This window comes from Tunturibacter gelidoferens, assembly GCF_040358255.1.
In the GTDB taxonomy this organism is placed as follows: domain Bacteria; phylum Acidobacteriota; class Terriglobia; order Terriglobales; family Acidobacteriaceae; genus Edaphobacter; species Edaphobacter gelidiferens.
Window position 1 is genome coordinate 3,260,784 of sequence record NZ_CP132938.1, and the last position, 17,120, is coordinate 3,277,903.

The window sequence follows — 17,120 nt, forward strand, 5'->3', positions numbered from 1 at the left end:
ATCGGTTACTTTCTCCCGAAGACGTCTCCCATGCGGCGGATCTGAGCACCGACTCCGCGGAGTTTCTCTTCGAAGTGCTCGTAGCCGCGGTCCAGGTGATAGACACGGTCGAGGATGGTCTCGCCGTCGGCGACCAGAGCGGCCAACACAAGGGAGGCGGAGGCGCGCAGGTCCGAGCACATGACCGCGGCCGACTGCAGAGGAGTTTTGCCGCGGACGGTTGCGGTGCGGCCTGAGATGGTGATGTTCGCGCCCATGCGAATCAACTCCTGCACGTGCATGAAGCGGTTTTCGAAGATGTTTTCGATCACGGTGCTGGTGCCTTCGGCCTGGGTGGCCAGCGCCATGTACTGGGCCTGCATGTCGGTAGGGAAGCCGGGGTACTCCTCGGTGGTGATGTCGGCGGCTTTGAGTTCGCCGCCGGAGCGGACGCGGACGTGGTCGGCGCCAACGTCGATCTTGACTCCGCACTGTTCGAGCTTGGAGATCAAGGCGCCGAGGTGTTTCGGTTCGCAGCAGTCGACGTTGAGGTCGCCACCGGTGATGGCGCCCGCGATGAGGAAGGTTCCGGCCTCGATGCGATCGGGATTGATGCGATGGCGTGCGCCGTGGAGCTTAGCTACGCCCTGAATACGGATGGTGCCGGTGCCAGCGCCTTCGATCTTCGCTCCCATCGCTATGAGCAGAGCGGCGAGGTCGGTGACTTCTGGCTCGCGGGCGCAGTTCTCGAAGATGGACTCTCCCTCGGCAAGAGTCGCGGCCATCAAAAGGTCTTCGGTGCCGGTGACCGTGATCTTGTCGAAGACGATGTGCGCGCCCTTCAGCCGGTCGGCACGGGCTTCCAGGTAGCCGTGATCTTGCGTGATCGTGGCGCCCATGGCCTCGAGACCGTTGATGTGAAGGTCGATAGGGCGGCCGCCGATCGCACAGCCTCCTGGCATGGCAACGCGTGCGATGCCGGTGCGTGCGATGAGCGGTCCAAGGACCAGGGAACTGGCGCGCATCGTCTTCACGATCTCGTACTTTGCGACGGGATCGGACAGAATGGCGCACTTGATGTGGGTACGGTGTTGGGCGCGGCCATAACCCAGTTCAACCTCGGCGCCCATGCTGGTCAGAAGTTTGCGCTCAGTCTCAATGTCCTGGACTTGAGGGATGTTTTCGAGGATGACCTCGTCTTCGGTGAGGATGGCGGCGGCCATGCAGGGGAGAGCGGAGTTCTTTGCTCCGGAGACTTTGATAGTGCCGAGAAGGGGATTGCCGCCGCGTACTACGAACTTGTCCATTTTGACAGTCTACGGAGATTCGACGTGGAAATGAGTAACGGCGGTGGTTCGGCCGCTCTTCTGACGAGTGAGAGACTCTTTTTCTTGATCAGATCATTGTCGCTAAATCAGTAAGCATCAAGGGTGCCTGCATTTAAGTGGCTCATTTCAAATAGCTTAACTGTGAGGCTTTCGATCGGAAAGCTGACCAATCATTGCGGATGACAGACGCGAAGCTCAAGGGCACGCGAAAATCCACGAAGCTGACGGTTCGCTAGAGCCCGAAATTGTTTATGTGAAAAGTCTTTCAACTTCGATGGGTGTCGTAATCGGCCATTCGATTACCAATCGAATCAAATTCGAATTTCACGATTACCCGTGCCAAAAAAGTTGAGTTACTCGCATCTTCTCTTAACTGAGCGGCTAACTTTTCGCGTACACCTTGCATATCACGGGACGTAAGTTGATCCTGCAAGGAGAAACGATGCGACTCAAATCTCTCATGCTGTGTGCTTCTTTGTGCTCTTTCAGCGCGGTCTTATGGGCTGCCGGTCCGGCAACTTCCACCGCTGATTTCACGATCTCCAACCCGTCACATATTCCCGGGGCTACGCTGGAACCCGGCTCCTACACGATCCACATTGTGAACCGTCTGTCGGACCGAGTAATCCTGAAGGTTGATTCGGTGAAGGGCGACGTGCATTCAACCTTTCTTGGTATTCCAAACAGCGAGATTCAGAAGCCGGCCGCCATTGGTCCTGTAAAGTGGGCCAACCCGGCTGACGGCTCTCTATATCTCAAGGGGTGGTATTTTGCGGGCAGCTCTTCGGTCGTAGAGTTCGTCTATCCAAAGGCTGAGGCCGTTGCGATAGCAACCTCGAATCCAGCCAAGGTGCCTGCGGTTGATCCCGCTTCCGAGGGAAAGGTCACTGATAACACGCTGTCTCAGGACGACATGCAACTGCTGACGCTATGGCTTCTGTCGCTCGAGCAGGTTAGCGGAACGGGCGACGCCGCAAAACCAGGCATCAAGGCGGAGCGATACACGCAGGTGGCCAGCGTCCAGAAGCCGGTGATCAAAGCGCTGCCTCATACCGCCAGCCCGGTTCCACTGGTATGGCTGCTTAGCTTCTGCTCCTTGATCGCTGCAGCGCTGCTGCGGCTGATCGCATCGCAGAGTCGGGTCTTCGGTCTCAATCAGAAACTGTTGCTCCGGAAGTAAGTATGCGAGTGCTCGCATACGCAGAGCGTCTTCTTTGGACGTGTGGTCTCCTTTGCGCCGGATACTGCCTGATTCTGGTTGTCCAGGCAAAGGGGACCCAGAGGTTCGCGGACCGGATCGACCAGCCTGTGCCAACCAGAATCGCCTCTTCCGCCGCGCACACGACTGAGGATGTGATTGGCAGGATTGAGATTCCAGCACTCGCGTTGTCAGCACCGATCACGGCCGACTATGATGGGAGTAGTTTGCATCGGGGAGTGGGACATATTCCCGGGACCGCGGTGCCGGGTGGCCTTGGAACGGTGGGGCTGGCAGGTCATCGCGATTCGTTCTTCCGGCCGTTGCGCAGGATCGCCGCGAAGATGGAAGTGCGGTTGATCGATAAGAGTGGCACCTATCACTACGTCGTGGATTCGACTGAAATCGTGAGTCCCGACAAGGTAGAAGTGCTGAATATCGCCGCCAGGCCAGAGCTAACGCTCATCACCTGTTTTCCGTTCGACTATGTGGGCGCAGCGCCGGAACGTTTTATTGTTCATGCCCACCTTTTGTCGGCTTCCCCAGACGGGGTTTCTGCCATCCATTAAGAAGTCGGGAAGAGGTGCTATGAGATTTGAGATCCACGAAACAGTGCAGACTCCGGATCCAGAGATGGTTTTGCGCGCATTGGAGATGTGTTCACGCGAGATCTCCAGCGAGGTGGTCCGGTCTGGCGACCGACTTACGTTACGAGGTGTGGGACCGTCGCCACGATCGAAGAACAAACACGACACTACGGTGTTCCATGTGAATGCCCAGAACAACGAGACCGTAATCCAGGGAGAGGTGAACTTCCAGGCGTCGGCGCTCCTGGGAGATACGTCGCAACAGGAGGTTGTGCGGTCGAAACTGGATGATCTGTTTGAACAGATGAAGGCACAGATTCATCTCGATTCCATGCGTGTAGCTGCTTATACAGCAGCAAGAAGATCGGCCTCATCGTCAACAACCGTTTTAGACAGGCCCGATCAGAGCGCGGTCAAACTGCGGGACTTGGATCCGTCTGAAGAAAAACTGTTGCCGTCGGAAGAGAAGATTCCGCCGGTTGCGGTTCCAAAAACGGTGATTGAGGCCATTACGGCTGCTCCTGATGCAGGATGGGGTGCGGCTGCTCTCATAGGAGAGCCGGAGGAGATTGTTCTGCCCGAACGAAGTGGCGACTCTAGCCATGCCCGTATCGCGGAGCCGACCGCTGCCCCACCGGTGGAGCACCCTCTTGCAGATGTACCGAATGTCAAAGATGGTCCAGAAAGAGCCATCGATTCGGCACAGACCGTAACCCACACTGCAGAGTCAGTGCGCCCGACGGAAGCGAAGCAAACTCCTGCGAAGGGGGCTGCGCGTAATCGGGCGAATAATCCAAAGCCCGACGCTGGATCGGGACTCGAAGAAGAACTGTCATGGGAAGCTCGAATACCACCTTACCGACTTCAAGTGGAAGAAGATCGGACCCCGGGCTGGAAACGGCTTGCGTTGGGAACAACTGTGGTGGTCATGCTGTTGGCGTTAGCAGCAGGGACGTATCGTTTGTATTGGTTGCAACGGAAGGTCACCGTCAATCCCGTCTCAACCGCAGCAAAGTATGTTCCGGCTCCAGCGATTGATTCGCCGGTCGTTCCGGCACCCTTACCAGTCATGCCGAAAGCGCCCGAAGCATCATCTCCAGGCAGTACGCCTCCTAAATCAGACACAAATGCCGAGACTCCCGCCAGCAGTGTGGAAGTAAAGCGATGGCTGCAAGGATGGGCTGCTTCGATGCAAACCAGAGATGCAAATGCTCAAGCCTCTTTCTACGCAGATAAGTTGGATCGCTATCTCGATCAGCGAAACGTCGGACGAGGTGCAGTCTTGCGGGACCGCGAGGCCACAATCCGCATGCGGAAGGGCCTGTGGACCGTGAAGATGGAGGACGTTGTCATAGAACGGCAGACAGATTCTGAGGCTGAAGTTCGCCTTATGAAGCACTTCATCGACGAACCTGAACAGTCGGAGATTTTAGAGTCCTATGTGCCGACCCGTCTCACGCTCAAGCGCATTAACGGGCAGTGGAAGATCACATCGGAGCAGGATCAACCTACCATTTCGGTCAGTCCGTGGAAGGCGCAGGGCGGAATATTGAATGAGGAAGATAGGCCGGAGATCAGGGACGAGCAGGGAAACGCCGCATGTATGGGTGCCTGCGCTTCCTGACAATCGATGATCCGACGACTGACGATCAATCTTTGAGCAATCAGAGTTCGAGGCGAGAGTCGTCAATCGCGAGCCGAACGTTGCCATCGGATTTGGTGAGGCGGCGTACTGCCTCCATCTTGTCAACATTAGCCTTGAGCATAACGACGGCGATGGGAATCGATTTACCCGCGGACTTGATGGTGCGGATCGCCGTATCGCGGTCAATATCGCATACCTTCATCAAGACGCGAATGCCACGCTCGACCAGTTTCGCGTTCTTCATATGCACGTTGACCATCAGGTTGTCGTAGACGTAGCCGAGACGTGTCATGGCGCCAGTGGTGATCATGTTGAGCACCATCTTCTGCGCGGAAGCGGACTTCATGCGCGTGGAGCCGGAGATGACCTCCGGCCCGACCTCGGTGATGACGGTGGTGTCAGCGACATCGGAGAGCGGGGTGTTGAGATTGCAGGTGATTGCGGCGGTCTTTGCGCCACGGGCGCGGGCGTACTCTACGGCACCCACCACGTAGGGCGTGCGGCCGCTGGCGGAGACTCCAATGACAATGTCCTTGCGAGTCGGGCGCCGACGGGCGATGTCGCGCTGGCCGATCTCTGGTGAGTCTTCGTTCACATCGGAAGCGGAGGCAAGAGCCTTGGGGCCGCCAGCCATAATGTACTGGACTTGCGAAGGAGCCGTGGAGTAGGTTGGTGGGCACTCCGAGGCGTCCAGGGAGGCGATGCGGCCGCTGGAGCCGGCTCCGACGTAGATAAGCCGGCCACCATCGCGCAGGGAGCGCGCAACAGTATCGATGACGATGGCGATCTCAGGCAGCGCTTTTTTGACTGCGGTTGCGATTTTAGCGTCTTCGTGATTTATGATTCGGGCGATCTCGAGAGCGGACTTGGTGTCGAGTCCCTCCGAGGCGGCGTTGGCGGTCTCCGTGGTGAGATCGTTGTAGTCTGCTGCGCCACGGTTGACGGGTTTGGGTGTCGGGGCCTGCTCAAGCATGGTAAGGGTTGCCATAGGTATCCTACTGTTCTGCTGGGGCAATTCTAGTCCTAACCTTCTCGAATGCGTCAAGAAAGGTTTGCCCTATGCGAGTTATCATAAAGGGTCGGGTCTATGCCGGATGATGATTGGGATGGCAAACTAAGTCGACCTGTGATAAGCAAAGTATTCTGGTTCAAGCGTGGAGTTCTCATAAATTTATGAGGCTGAACCTGGAGCCTCTGCTGGATATATGAGATGCATCTCCGCTTAATTGGTTACCCGTGCCGGGCGCTTGCGGACGGGTCGCCGGCGAGTAGGCTAGTGATTGCAACTCTTTGATTGGTGCGTCTAAATGTTAGAGGATTCAGAAGATCGCGTGGAGACCAACGGCAAGCTTCAGCCGGAGCCAGACAATCGACAGCAGATGGAGCCGACAGGCCAGCGGAAGGGAGTGATGCACTCCTGGTTGCGCGACTTGGTGATCTCCGTGGTGGTGTCGGCCTTCATCATCATCTTCCTGTATCAGCCGGTTCGAGTGGAAGGGACCAGCATGTTGCCTATGTTGGAAGACCAGGACAGGCTGTTCATCAACAAGATGGCGTACCGGGTCGGGGAGATTCATCGCGGTGACGTGGTGGTATTTCTCTATCCGCATGACCACGAAAAGAGCTATATCAAGCGGGTGATCGCGCTGCCAGGGGATACGCTTCGGATCGATCATGGACAGGTAATCGTGAACGGAGCGCGGGTTGCGGAGAGTTACGTGCCAAAGCGGTTTGCCGATGACAGATCGCAACCGGAGATGACCGTTCCAGGACACGAATATTTTGTGATGGGGGATCATCGGTCGATCTCGAGCGACAGCCGCGACTTCGGGCCGGTCGATCGAGATTTGATCTATGGTAAGGCGGCGTTTGTGTACTGGCCAATGGACCAGGCTGGGGTCGTCCGCTAGACAGAGCAGTACTGCGCAGAATCTTCAGGCAGCGGTGGAGTTGTGGATGATTTCGGCGAACGATCTGGCTTGCAGGCTCGCCCCTCCTACCAGCGCGCCATCGATCTCGGGCTGGGACATCAGGCTGGCGACATTGTCGGGTTTAACGGAGCCGCCATAGAGGATACGCATGCCGCTGGCGCAGGGAAGGCCGAGATGTGTGGCAACCTCGCGTCGGATGATGGCGTGGGCTTCGTTGGCCTGCTCCGGCGTAGCGACGCTGCCAGTGCCGATCGCCCAAACGGGTTCGTACGCAATAACGACGCTCCCGCAGGAAGCTCCCTTGATGCCGTTGAGCGCGCAGGCGATCTGCCAGCGGAGAACGGCTTCTGTCAGGCCCGACTGTCGCTTGTCAAGCGTTTCGCCAACACAGACGACGGGGATAAGGTCGTGATCGAGGGCGGCCTTTAGCTTGAGATTGACCATGTCGTCGGTCTCGTGGGCGTAGATGCGGCGCTCTGAGTGGCCCAGCAACACGCGGGTGCAGTCAATGCTTTCGAGCATGGTTGGAGAGGTCTGACCGGTGTACGGTCCTTCGTTCAGCCAGTGCATCGTCTGTGCTCCGGCGGTAACGTTCGTGCCCTTTGTCGCCTCGATGACATAGCCAAGTGAAGACATCGTGGGGAAGATCGCGATCTCGCTGGCGGTGTGGTCCTTGACCAGGGGAAGGAACTCGTTAAGGAAGGCTAAGGACTCTTTGGGCGTCTTGTACATCTTCCAGTTGGCGGCGATCAATGGCTTTCGCATGTGCGAATCAGTATTCCATCTTCACGCCTTCAAGGGAAGGGAGGGAGAGCCTGAACGGGTGGAGCTTTATGTCGGTAGGCATGGCCAGGGTTGGTGAGGTCATTTTGAATCAGCCTCAATTTGGATCGAAACTGGACAACCTTCCATTTCTCGCTCGGATATGAAGGTCACAAGATCGAACACGAAGGCGCGAACCTCGGAGTTAGCAGACTTTAAATTGCGGATCAACAGCGTGTAGGGAATCTCTACGGCGTTGATGCTGCCCGTAACGATGCTGTCATTCAAAGCGCTAAAACTTTTTCCATGCCAAGATGGAGAACCTAACACTGTAAAGAGTGATTCGTAGATGTCGTCCTTCTTTTTCCAGTTAGAGGCGTCAAGGTGCAGACGTGGAACGTTCCGCAGCATGTCAAGGGGTCTGCGAAAGGCAATCGTACCGGGCCATGTTGCCATTGCCGGAATGAAGTCGAACTCATTTACTCCGGTGCGAAGGGAATCCGAGTCATCGACGCCGACGAAGTTCAACTTAGCCATTTTCGGGTGGTGCAGATCGACTGCACTAAGCTCACTCAAACTGTTATATTCGCGAGCGCTCAAGTCTTTAACTGTGAAGGTCGTACAAACTGCTTCAGGCAGCCACATTTCGCCGACAGCTTTTCGCACCGACAGCGCACGTTCCTTATTCTGTGGGGTGTCGACCATCCAGATAGGCATATATCTGGCAAGAGTATCGACCGCTGATTCGCTGCAGTCAGGATCGACGATAACCGCTATTTCCCATGCCATTAGCGGAATCCCTACTTATTCGTCAGCGCGGCGACGCCGGGCAGGGTTTTGCCTTCGAGGAATTCGAGGCTGGCCCCGCCGCCGGTGGAGATGTGGGTGATGCGGCTCGCGACTCCAGACTGCTGGATGGCCGCGACCGAGTCTCCCCCGCCGACAATAGTGGTCGCGTCATGATTGCGTGCAACGGCGGCGGCAATCTCGTTGGTGCCGCGAGCGAAGGCGGGCATCTCGAAGACTCCCATGGGGCCGTTCCAGATGATGGTTCGAGCTTCGGCAATCTCTTCTTCAAAGAGCGCAATGGATTTGGGGCCGATGTCGAGCGCCATCAGATCTTCTGGAAAGGAGCCATCGCCAGCAAAGACCCGGGTCTTTGCGTTAGGAGCGAACTTGTCGGCCAGAATGTGGTCGACGGGGAGAAGGAAGCGGACGCCCATGGTCTTTGCCTTCTCAAGCGCGGCCTTGGCAACGTCGATCTTGTCGGGTTCGACGAGAGACATGCCAGTGCTCTGTCCCTGCGCGTTGAGGAAGGTGTAGGCCATGCCGCCGCCGATGATAATCGCATCAGCTTTTTCCAGCAGGTTGTCGATGACCTTTATCTTGTCCGACACCTTCGCTCCGCCAATGATCGCGACGAACGGTTTGTCCGGTTCAGCAAGGGCTTTTCCGAGGTAGGTCAGCTCTTTCTCCATCAGCAGCCCGGCCGCGGATTGCTGCACGAAGTGAGTGACGCCTTCGGTGGAGGCGTGAGCCCGGTGTGCGCTGCCAAATGCGTCGTTGACGTAGATGTCGCAGAGCGAGGCGAGTTTTTGTGCGAAGACGGGATCGTTGGCCTCCTCCTCGGCGTGAAAGCGGAGGTTCTCGAGCAGGAGCGGCTGGCCGGATTCGAGATTGAGCGCCATTTCGCTGGCGACGATGCCAATACAGTCAGGGGAGAATGCTACGTTTTCGTCATCGCCCAGGATGTGGTCGAGTCTGGTGCGGAGATGATCGACGAGAGGACGAAGGCTCATGGAGGCCACGGGCTTGCCTTTGGGGCGGCCAAGATGGGAACAGAGGATGACCTTGGCCTTGTGGCGGAGGGCGTACTCGATCGTGGGCAGGGTCTCCCGAATGCGAGTGTCATCGGTGATGATGCCGTCTTTGAGAGGGACGTTGAAGTCGACGCGAATGAGGACGCGCTTGTCGGTGAGGTCGAGGTCGCGGATCGATAGCTTGGCCATGTCAGTTAGAGGATACCCGAGATGGCGGCGCGAAGCGTCGGTTGGCCAAAGATATGGGCAGCCCAACCAGGAAGACCATGGCGGCGATGCTGTTGATGAGAACCGCGAGAGTGGGGTCGTTCCTGGGGTAGAGGTTCGTGTGTGGAAGCACGAGATAGTACATAACAGCGTAGATGAAAGCTCCGTAGAGCAGCCCGGCTACGATGGCGTGACGAGCAAGAAACGGCAGGGCACGGGCTGCCAGGACGAAGAGCGTCGCCCAGACAAGTGCAATGAAGAGATGCGCTGCCAGGCCGAGTAGAACGCTGGGGATGCCGTCGGAGTATGAGGCGCGGCCAAGGATGCCGCTCGCGATCGCCTGCGGTATCTGCCTGGGAGGTATTCCGCGCAGGCCATAGAAGATGATCGGATCGACCATGTCGAGGAGAGCGGCCACCATCGCGCCGATCAGGATTGCCTTCGGGACGGAGCGGCTCAAGTCGTTTGGCATGGGAAATTCTAAAGCATCCCCAGAAGATTATTCGGGGATGAAGGCGTCGACTTCGATCTCGATGCGCCAGGCTGGGTTGAGCAGCGCGGCAACGACCACCATGGTGGCGGCGGGAAGAATCAGGCCAAAGAATTGGCCGTGAACACGGCCAGCGGCCTCCCAGTCTTCCGCGCGGGTGAGATACATACGGGTGCGGTACACATGATCAATCGAGCTACCGGCGTTTCTGAGCGCGGCGGCGATTAGGGTCAGGCATTGGTCAGTCTGTTCCGCGACGTCCGCCGCGTCTGCGCCTACGGGGCCGGTGCCGGAGACGTGGACATGGTTGCCGATACGGACGGCGCGGGAGAAGCCGATGACTGGCTCGAAGGGTGACGTGCCGGGGATATTTTTTCTGATCATATTGTGCCTGCGATGTCCTTTCGAGGCTAGACGGCCACTTTGGCCTCGGTCTTTTTGCGGAAAAGCAGATTACGAACGACGTCGCGCATCGGCTCTTCGTAATATAGAAAAATCAAGCAACAAAGAATAATGAGGACTAACGGAGAGAGAGCCGCGTCGAGACCTGGGTGGGAGCGGCTTAGCAGGCGGTGAACGCCTTCGCGGACGAGTGCTTGCAGAAGATAGATCGAGAAGCTGGCGCCGCCCAGCAGAAGCATTGGCCGGCTGGAGAGAAGATTGGTGAGCCATCCACGGCCATTGGCGAGACGATAGATTGACCAGCCGAAGCAAAGGACAGCAGCCAGCGAAGTCAGCAAATCTCCGACCCCGCTGGCAATCAGGACGCAGCACGGAAGGATACCGGCGGCCGTGATCCAGTCGTTGGTTGGGACATCAGGTTCGCGGTTGCGCTTCTCCAGGAAGAGCGCCCCAAGAACCATGCCAAGCGCAAACTCTGGCAGACAGAGGACGGGGAGGATGATTGAGCGGGTAAGCCATGTCGCCGTCATCAACGGATGGAAAAGGGGGGTGCGGAGGGCCACATTGAGGAGAAAAAGCGCTGCCGCGCAAAGCCAGAGTGTAGCCGTGTTCCGGGCGCGGCGCAGGGGGAACAGAAGTAGCGGGAAGCAGATGTAGAAGAACGCCTCCACGGAGAGCGTCCAGGCTTGAATGATCCACGCGTAGCCAGTACCCGAAACCGGAGGCACCCACGATTGCAGCATGGGGAAGATCAGGAGTTCCCCGCGGTCAGGAAGACGCCCATGAAGGGGGATACTGATGGCGATGGCCAACAGATAAACCGGGTAAAGCCGGGCGACACGCGCCACGAAGAACTTGTAGATGTCGCGAGGAGTCTGGAGATTGCCCTGGTACGTGTAGAAAAGAATAAAGCCGGAGAGCATGAAGAAGAGCGCGACGCCGAGCTCGCCGTGCTGCAGGAAGACCGTGATGGGATGCGGCATGTGGACACGTTCGGTGAAGGCCGCCCCAAAGTGAAAAGCCAGGACCCAGATTGCCGCGAAGAAGCGAATCCCGGTCAGAGCGTGAAGGCCGCCCCGCCGAATTCGCTTTCCGGGCGTTGGAACTAGACCCTCGTGAAGCAACTCCGCAGTGGACATGGCGCCAAGTATATAGGGAGGCGGATCGTGACGGGAGCCGCTAACAGAGGCGCTTCAGGTTCGTTCGATCTTCGATCGGGCGTGGAGCTCCTCACGTAGCTTTGCGTTCTCTGCATCGAGCTTAGCGAGTCTTTGAGAAAGCGGTGCGATGACCTGCTGAATCTCCTCCGCCGTGTAGCGAGGAGTGATGTGTTGCGGACAGTTCCAGTCAAACGCTTCAACGTGGACGAGGATGACTCTCTCGATGACCGAAGACCTGTCCGCAGGTCGGAAGGATTCGATCAGCGCCGGGGCTTCGGAATCATGCTCATGCACCTCGACGCGGCCAAGAACTTTGAGACGCGTCTGGTTTGGATAATCCATGAAGAAAAGTGCGACACGTGCGTCGTGGTCGAAGTTTCCCAGACTGATGTACTGCTTATTCCCGCGCAAATCCGCGAAACCGAGGAGGCCCGGCTCGATGACCCGGACGAAACCCTTCGGGCCACCGCGGTGTTGCACGTAAGGCCAGCCCGTCTCGCTGACCGAAGCCATGTAGAAGCTGTCCCGCAGCGCGATGAAAGCCTGCTCATCTCGGCCAAGAGTATTGCCCGACGGCGAATGCTCCGTCATGCGCTCATACTGGCGTCTGCTGCCGTGCTCCTGCTGATGTTGTTTGACGAGTGGGGTGAAGGCTAGTTCTTGAAAGCGACCCATAGTGCACGCTCGATCCGGGCAGGTGGACTCGCTGCCAAGAGATTCGATTCGAGATGGGTTAGAGATGATGCAGAATGTGCCCAGGCAGCAGCGGGAACTGCCACTACCCGGGCGTCCTCATGTCTAGAGGCCTTTTTTTACAAGGAAGGTAATGAGATCTTTCACGCGGTTGGAGTAACCCCACTCGTTGTCATACCAGCTGATCACCTTGCCGGTGTTCTGGCCGACGACCTTGGTCAGCTTGCTGTCGACGATGCTGCTGAGGGGGTTGCCCTTGAAGTCGGAGGAAACAAGTTCCTCGTCGGTGAAGCCCAGAATTCCCTTCAACTCACCATCAGCGGCCTTCTTGAGAGCTTCGTTGATCGACTTATCAGTGATGGGCTTCTCGGAGACGAACGTGAGGTCAACCACAGAGACATTCGGGGTCGGAACGCGCATCGAGAAGCCGTCGAGCTTCCCGTCCATTGCAGGAACGACGAGCCTCAGGGCTTTGGCGGCTCCAGTGCTCGATGGAATCATCGAGAGGGCGGCAGCGCGGGCGCGACGCAGGTCCTTGTGTGGGGTATCGAGAATGACCTGATCGTTGGTGTAGCTGTGGATCGTGGTCATGATGCCGGAGGCGATGCCGAAGGTGTCGTGAAGCACCTTGACGACGGGCGCGAGACAGTTGGTCGTGCAGCTCGCATTCGAGATGACGTTGTGCTTCGCCGCCTCGTACTTGCCGTCGTTCACGCCGAGCACGATAGTGATGTCCTCGTTGGTCGCAGGGGCAGAGATGATGACCTTCTTCACTGTGCTGCCAAGGTGAGCCTTGGCCTTTTCGGCGTCTGTAAAGAAGCCGGTGGACTCAACCACAATCTGCGCTCCGACCGAGGCCCAGTCCAGCTTGGCCGGATCGCGCTCAGCGAAGACTTTGATCTTCTTCCCATCGACCGCGATGAAATCGGATCCGTGGGTGATCTCGTTCTTCAGGTTGCCGAGGATGGAGTCGTATTTGAGGAGGTGTGCCAGCGTGGCGGGGGTAGTTAGGTCGTTTACGGCTACGAATTCAATGTCAGGGTTTCCTAAAGCGGAGCGGAATACGTTGCGTCCAATGCGGCCGAAGCCGTTGATGCCTACCTTTACAGCTGCCATGATTGTCGGTTACTCCTGTCGTGTTTGCTGCGTTATCTATCCGTATGACCATTGTAGAGCGCGGCGAACGGCTCTGCACGCCATCAGAGCGGGATGCTACCACTCGAGCCGATGCGGCGCAAACTTCGGCGCGGCTTCTCGCGACCACGCAGCAGTGACAGACGGCGAGACGAATCGCTCATCAACCATTTATTTAGAAGTTGAAAAACTTTTCGCGAAGGGCGTCTTCGTAGTTTTTCTTAGCCTCTTTTGCCTTCTCTCGAGCATCTTCCTCACGCGAGTCGGCGGCCTCCCAGGCATCAATCTCTGCCTCGGAGTGATTGACCGATGCGAGCGCCTCTTCTTCGCGGATGGTGGTGACCCATTGATCGACAGCTTCTTTGTATGCGGCCTGCATCTGGTTCAGATCGGACACTTCAACAGCCATGGTCCACCTCTTTTACTTGCGACACTACTGCAGATATGTGAAATGACGATGTAAGCCGCTGAGAAAAAGAGAGATGAGAGTGTCAAGTTCGGATCATCGGGGCGGTCGGCGGAGTATCGCAAGAGGTGCGAGGGATTTGCGGGAGGCTTCGGCGCTGTGTTACAAGCGTCCTATGCGCGAATTGCGCGAATGGATAAGCGAAAAGATGAGACGACGCCCTAGACGTGGACCGAATGATTCGGAGTCCACGGGGAAAAGTGGGCAGGAGTTGCCCTCGAACCAGCCAGCTCCCCTAAGACCAACCTACCCGGAGGCTGCGCCGGTACGCGCCGCAGAGTCCGCGCCAGTCAAGGCTGAACAAGCTCTTGAACCAACCACCGCAGCGGAACCCATAGTCGCCCCGACCGCAACCGCGGCGGAGCGTTCAGAGCCTGCTGAGCCAAAGATGGTAATGGAAACCCAGCCAGAGTCGCTCGGAACACCGCCCGCAGAGTTGACAGCGACCAAGTCGCCAAAGGGGTACGTTGTACTTGCGATCGGTCTGCCCGGCTCGGGTAAGACGACCTGGTATAAGCGTCGGGGCGTAACGCCTCTATCGAGCGACCTGCTGCGCACTCTCCTATTCGACGACATCACCGAACAGCGCTATCAGGGACTCGTATTTTCGACGTTGCGAAGCTTGCTGCGCGCCCGTCTTATCGCCAAGATGCCGTGGAACTACGTGGACGCGACGAACCTGTCACCTCACGAGCGCCGACAGTGGATCAAGATGGCCAAGAGCTTCGGCTACGAGGTGCAGGCAGTATTCTTCGACGTGCCTTTGGCCGTATGCATGGAACGCAACTCGAAGCGCGATCGCCAGGTAACCGACGAGGTGATGCAGAAGATGGCCGAGCGCCTCAAACCGCCCACCTTCAAGGAAGGCTTCGAAAAGATCACGGTAGTACGCGTGAAAGGCCAGCCCGGCACGGCAGGAGAGCCAACGGCTGATACAGTCCCAGTCCCGGAGACTTCAGAGTAGCGTCGCAGCTCGCCACAGCAGGTTAGAGTAAAAGACATGCCCACGGTTGGCGTTGAGTTCGCGAAGGTGAGCTATACGCTGGCAGGTGGGCGTGTTTTATTGCGTGACGTCTCTTTGCAGCTCGAGGCGGGAACGACAACAGCCCTGCTGGGACGCAGTGGATCTGGCAAGACCACGCTGTTACGCATGGTAAACAATCTGGTGACGCCCAGCGCGGGTGAGGTGACCGTCGCAGGCAGTCAGACGCAAAATGGCGACATCATAGCGCTGCGGCGCAATATCGGGTACGTCATCCAGGAGACGGGACTGTTTCCACACATGACGGTGGAGCGTAACGCCGGGATGGCACTTGAGCTGGCGGGACGTTCGAAGCAGGAGATCGCGACACGGGTTCACGAGGTCATGTCGCTGGTGGGATTGGACTATGAAGAGTTTCGCGGACGGTACCCGTGGCAGCTCTCAGGCGGCCAGCGTCAGCGAGTGGGCCTGGCACGCGCGCTCGCAACCGACCCGACCGTATTGTTGATGGATGAGCCCTTTGGCGCGCTCGATCCAATAACCCGCGCCGAGATGCAGACCATGCTGCGAGATCTGCTGAAGAAGGTAGGGAAGACGGTCTTGCTCGTGACTCATGATCTCGATGAAGCTCTCTACCTGGCCAGCCGAGTAGTGTTTCTCTCCGAAGGCACAGTGGTTGCAGATCTTCCTGCGGGAGAGGTTGCGCGATCAGAAAACCATCATGTAAAGGATTATGTTCTTGCCGTACACCGCAGGGTGCACACATGATGAACTTCCTTCGTCAAAACGGGTACGACATCGGTCGACTGACCTTTGAGCATCTCTGGCTAACTCTATCCGCGATGCTGTTGGCTGCAGCGATAGGGTTGCCATTGGGCATCCTGCTAACCCGAAGACAGAAGCTCGCCAAGCCGATCATCGGGTTTGCGAACATATTGCAAACGGTTCCAAGCCTCGCGCTGTTCGGGTTGCTCCTACCCGTCCCATGGCTGGGAGAGAACGCGGCCCGGCTGGCGATCCTTGCGCTGACCGGGTACGCACTCTTACCCATTCTGCGTAACACCTATGCTGGGATAGGAAGCGTAGACCCTGCGTTGGTAGACGTAGCTAACGCGATGGGGATGACCTCCTGGCAACGCCTGCTGAAGGTGGAACTGCCGTTGGCCGCGAGCGTAATCCTTGCCGGCCTCCGAACCGCGACCGTAACCTGTGTCGGCGTCGCGACCATCGCCGCCGCGATCGGAGCGGGTGGCTTAGGAGAACTAATCTTTCGCGGCGTGGCTAGTGTCGACAACGGGCTGGTACTGGCAGGTGCGATTCCGGCAGCGCTCTTGGCCTTGGTCGCGGATGCGGGACTGGGCTTATTGGAAAAACGATTGGCCGTGAGGAGAGTCTGATGGATGCCGATTGCATTCTGCGTCGGCTGGCTTCGAGGATTCTATCGTTGTCCCTCGTCGGATTGATCGCCTGCGCCCCCCCGAGGTCCTCACGAATCACGATTGGTGCGAAGAACTTCACCGAGCAGGTGGTCCTGGGGGAGATGCTCGCACAGGAGATCGAAGCCGTGACCGGGGAGCAGGTGGACCGGCGTTTCTACCTGGCGGGCAGCTACCTCTGCCAGCAGGCGCTGGTCAGCGGACGCATCGATGGATACGTGGAGTACACAGGGACGGCGTTGACCGCGATCTTGAAGCAGCCACTTCCTCCAGTGGGCCAGCGGGATGAGGCGACGGTTTTTCGTGAGGTCAGCAATTTGTACGCATCAAAGTATCGGGTGAAGGTAGGTCCCGGGCTGGGGTTCGAAGACACGTTCGCGATGGTAGTGCGCGGTGACGATGCGAAACGGCTGGGCGTCAAGACGATCTCGGACGCTGTAAAGACGACTCCCGACCCGAACGGATGGAGGCTCGGGGTGGGCTATGAATTTCAGTCACGGCCGGATGGTTTGCGCGGCCTCGAGGCTACCTACGGACTAAAATTTGCAGGCGACCCTAGAACGATGGATCTAGGACTGCTCTATCGCGCACTGTCGAGCGATCAGGTCGATATGGTGGCGGGCAACTCGACCGACGGGCCGATACGAGCTCTCGGATTCGTAGTGCTGGAGGACGACAAGCACTACTTTCCGCCCTATGAAGCGGTCCCGCTGATACGGCAGGATTCTCTGCTGCGGCATCCAGGAATTCAGGTCGCGATGGAGCGGCTGGCAGGCAAGGTGAGCGCGGACGAGGTACGGGGAATGAACTACGCGGTGGACTCCGAGCACAGGGACGTGGCGGACGTAGTGAGAGAGTTCCGCAAGTCGAAGGGGCTATGAATGGAGGTCCATCGCAGTG

The 17,120-nt window shown here is 57.8% G+C and carries 19 protein-coding genes; 8 read left to right on the top strand and 11 right to left on the bottom strand.

The features are described 5' to 3' along the window. Positions 1-5 precede the first annotated feature (5 nt). Positions 6-1,286, bottom strand: coding sequence for a UDP-N-acetylglucosamine 1-carboxyvinyltransferase (gene murA, locus RBB81_RS14435; protein ID WP_179582753.1), 1,281 nt, complete (start codon positions 1,284-1,286; stop codon positions 6-8). A gap of 463 nt (positions 1,287-1,749) precedes the next feature. Between murA and RBB81_RS14440 the strand changes: the two genes are divergently transcribed. Genes RBB81_RS14440 through RBB81_RS14450 form a run of 3 tightly spaced genes read left to right on the top strand, consistent with a single transcriptional unit; the run spans position 1,750 to position 4,716 of the window. Then, complete coding sequence (locus RBB81_RS14440) at positions 1,750-2,487, top strand: hypothetical protein (RefSeq protein ID WP_353071123.1); 738 nt, start codon at positions 1,750-1,752, stop codon at positions 2,485-2,487. 2 nt (positions 2,488-2,489) lie between these two features. Beyond that, positions 2,490-3,074: a class D sortase gene (locus RBB81_RS14445; RefSeq protein ID WP_246373462.1), complete on the top strand. Its 585-nt coding sequence runs from the start codon at positions 2,490-2,492 to the stop codon at positions 3,072-3,074. A 19-nt stretch (positions 3,075-3,093) separates the two neighbouring features. Further along, complete coding sequence (locus RBB81_RS14450) at positions 3,094-4,716, top strand: hypothetical protein (RefSeq protein ID WP_353071124.1); 1,623 nt, start codon at positions 3,094-3,096, stop codon at positions 4,714-4,716. Between the two features lie 40 nt (positions 4,717-4,756). Here the strand turns inward: RBB81_RS14450 and murQ are convergent, their stop codons facing one another. Further along, positions 4,757-5,725 (bottom strand): N-acetylmuramic acid 6-phosphate etherase, encoded by a 969-nt coding sequence (murQ, locus tag RBB81_RS14455; protein ID WP_179582760.1) that lies wholly within the window; start codon positions 5,723-5,725, stop codon positions 4,757-4,759. 421 nt (positions 5,726-6,146) lie between these two features. Between murQ and lepB the strand changes: the two genes are divergently transcribed. Further along, positions 6,147-6,647: a signal peptidase I gene (gene lepB, locus RBB81_RS14460; RefSeq protein WP_373563916.1), complete on the top strand. Its 501-nt coding sequence runs from the start codon at positions 6,147-6,149 to the stop codon at positions 6,645-6,647. 24 nt (positions 6,648-6,671) lie between these two features. On the opposite strand, the gene tpiA is transcribed toward lepB, so the two are convergent. The 9 genes from tpiA to RBB81_RS14505 form a co-directional block, all read right to left on the bottom strand. Further along, entirely contained in the window at positions 6,672-7,433 is a 762-nt protein-coding gene (gene tpiA, locus RBB81_RS14465) for a triose-phosphate isomerase (RefSeq protein WP_353071125.1), read from the bottom strand. 99 nt (positions 7,434-7,532) lie between these two features. Then, a complete protein-coding gene (locus RBB81_RS14470; protein ID WP_179582764.1) occupies positions 7,533-8,219 on the bottom strand; it encodes a hypothetical protein in 687 nt (228 codons plus the stop codon). A gap of 11 nt (positions 8,220-8,230) precedes the next feature. Continuing rightward, entirely contained in the window at positions 8,231-9,439 is a 1,209-nt protein-coding gene (locus RBB81_RS14475) for a phosphoglycerate kinase (protein WP_353071126.1), read from the bottom strand. A 1-nt stretch (position 9,440) separates the two neighbouring features. Beyond that, on the bottom strand, positions 9,441-9,929 hold the full coding sequence (locus RBB81_RS14480) for a hypothetical protein (RefSeq protein WP_353071127.1): 489 nt from the start codon (positions 9,927-9,929) through the stop codon (positions 9,441-9,443). Between the two features lie 27 nt (positions 9,930-9,956). Continuing rightward, on the bottom strand, positions 9,957-10,331 hold the full coding sequence (locus RBB81_RS14485; protein WP_179582770.1) for a RidA family protein: 375 nt from the start codon (positions 10,329-10,331) through the stop codon (positions 9,957-9,959). A 26-nt stretch (positions 10,332-10,357) separates the two neighbouring features. Next, entirely contained in the window at positions 10,358-11,488 is a 1,131-nt protein-coding gene (locus RBB81_RS14490) for an acyltransferase family protein (protein ID WP_353071128.1), read from the bottom strand. 54 nt (positions 11,489-11,542) lie between these two features. Continuing rightward, positions 11,543-12,184 (bottom strand): pyridoxamine 5'-phosphate oxidase family protein, encoded by a 642-nt coding sequence (locus RBB81_RS14495; RefSeq protein WP_353071129.1) that lies wholly within the window; start codon positions 12,182-12,184, stop codon positions 11,543-11,545. A 123-nt stretch (positions 12,185-12,307) separates the two neighbouring features. Then, entirely contained in the window at positions 12,308-13,318 is a 1,011-nt protein-coding gene (gene gap / locus RBB81_RS14500) for a type I glyceraldehyde-3-phosphate dehydrogenase (RefSeq protein ID WP_353071130.1), read from the bottom strand. A 193-nt stretch (positions 13,319-13,511) separates the two neighbouring features. Next, on the bottom strand, positions 13,512-13,745 hold the full coding sequence (locus tag RBB81_RS14505; RefSeq protein WP_353071131.1) for a hypothetical protein: 234 nt from the start codon (positions 13,743-13,745) through the stop codon (positions 13,512-13,514). Positions 13,746-13,950: 205 nt separating this feature from the next. Here RBB81_RS14505 and RBB81_RS14510 point away from each other — a divergent pair, with 205 nt between their 5' ends. From RBB81_RS14510 to RBB81_RS14525, 4 genes are read left to right on the top strand one after another with little or no spacing between them, the layout of a single operon-like run. Continuing rightward, positions 13,951-14,766, top strand: coding sequence for an AAA family ATPase (locus RBB81_RS14510; RefSeq protein WP_353071132.1), 816 nt, complete (start codon positions 13,951-13,953; stop codon positions 14,764-14,766). Positions 14,767-14,802: 36 nt separating this feature from the next. Beyond that, complete coding sequence (locus RBB81_RS14515) at positions 14,803-15,552, top strand: ATP-binding cassette domain-containing protein (RefSeq protein WP_353071133.1); 750 nt, start codon at positions 14,803-14,805, stop codon at positions 15,550-15,552. Then, on the top strand, positions 15,549-16,181 hold the full coding sequence (locus RBB81_RS14520) for an ABC transporter permease (RefSeq protein ID WP_353071134.1): 633 nt from the start codon (positions 15,549-15,551) through the stop codon (positions 16,179-16,181). Before RBB81_RS14515 ends, RBB81_RS14520 begins: the two co-directional genes overlap by 4 nt. Next, positions 16,181-17,101, top strand: a complete 921-nt coding sequence (locus RBB81_RS14525) for a glycine betaine ABC transporter substrate-binding protein (protein ID WP_353071135.1) — start codon at positions 16,181-16,183, stop codon at positions 17,099-17,101. Before RBB81_RS14520 ends, RBB81_RS14525 begins: the two co-directional genes overlap by 1 nt. Positions 17,102-17,120 lie beyond the last annotated feature (19 nt).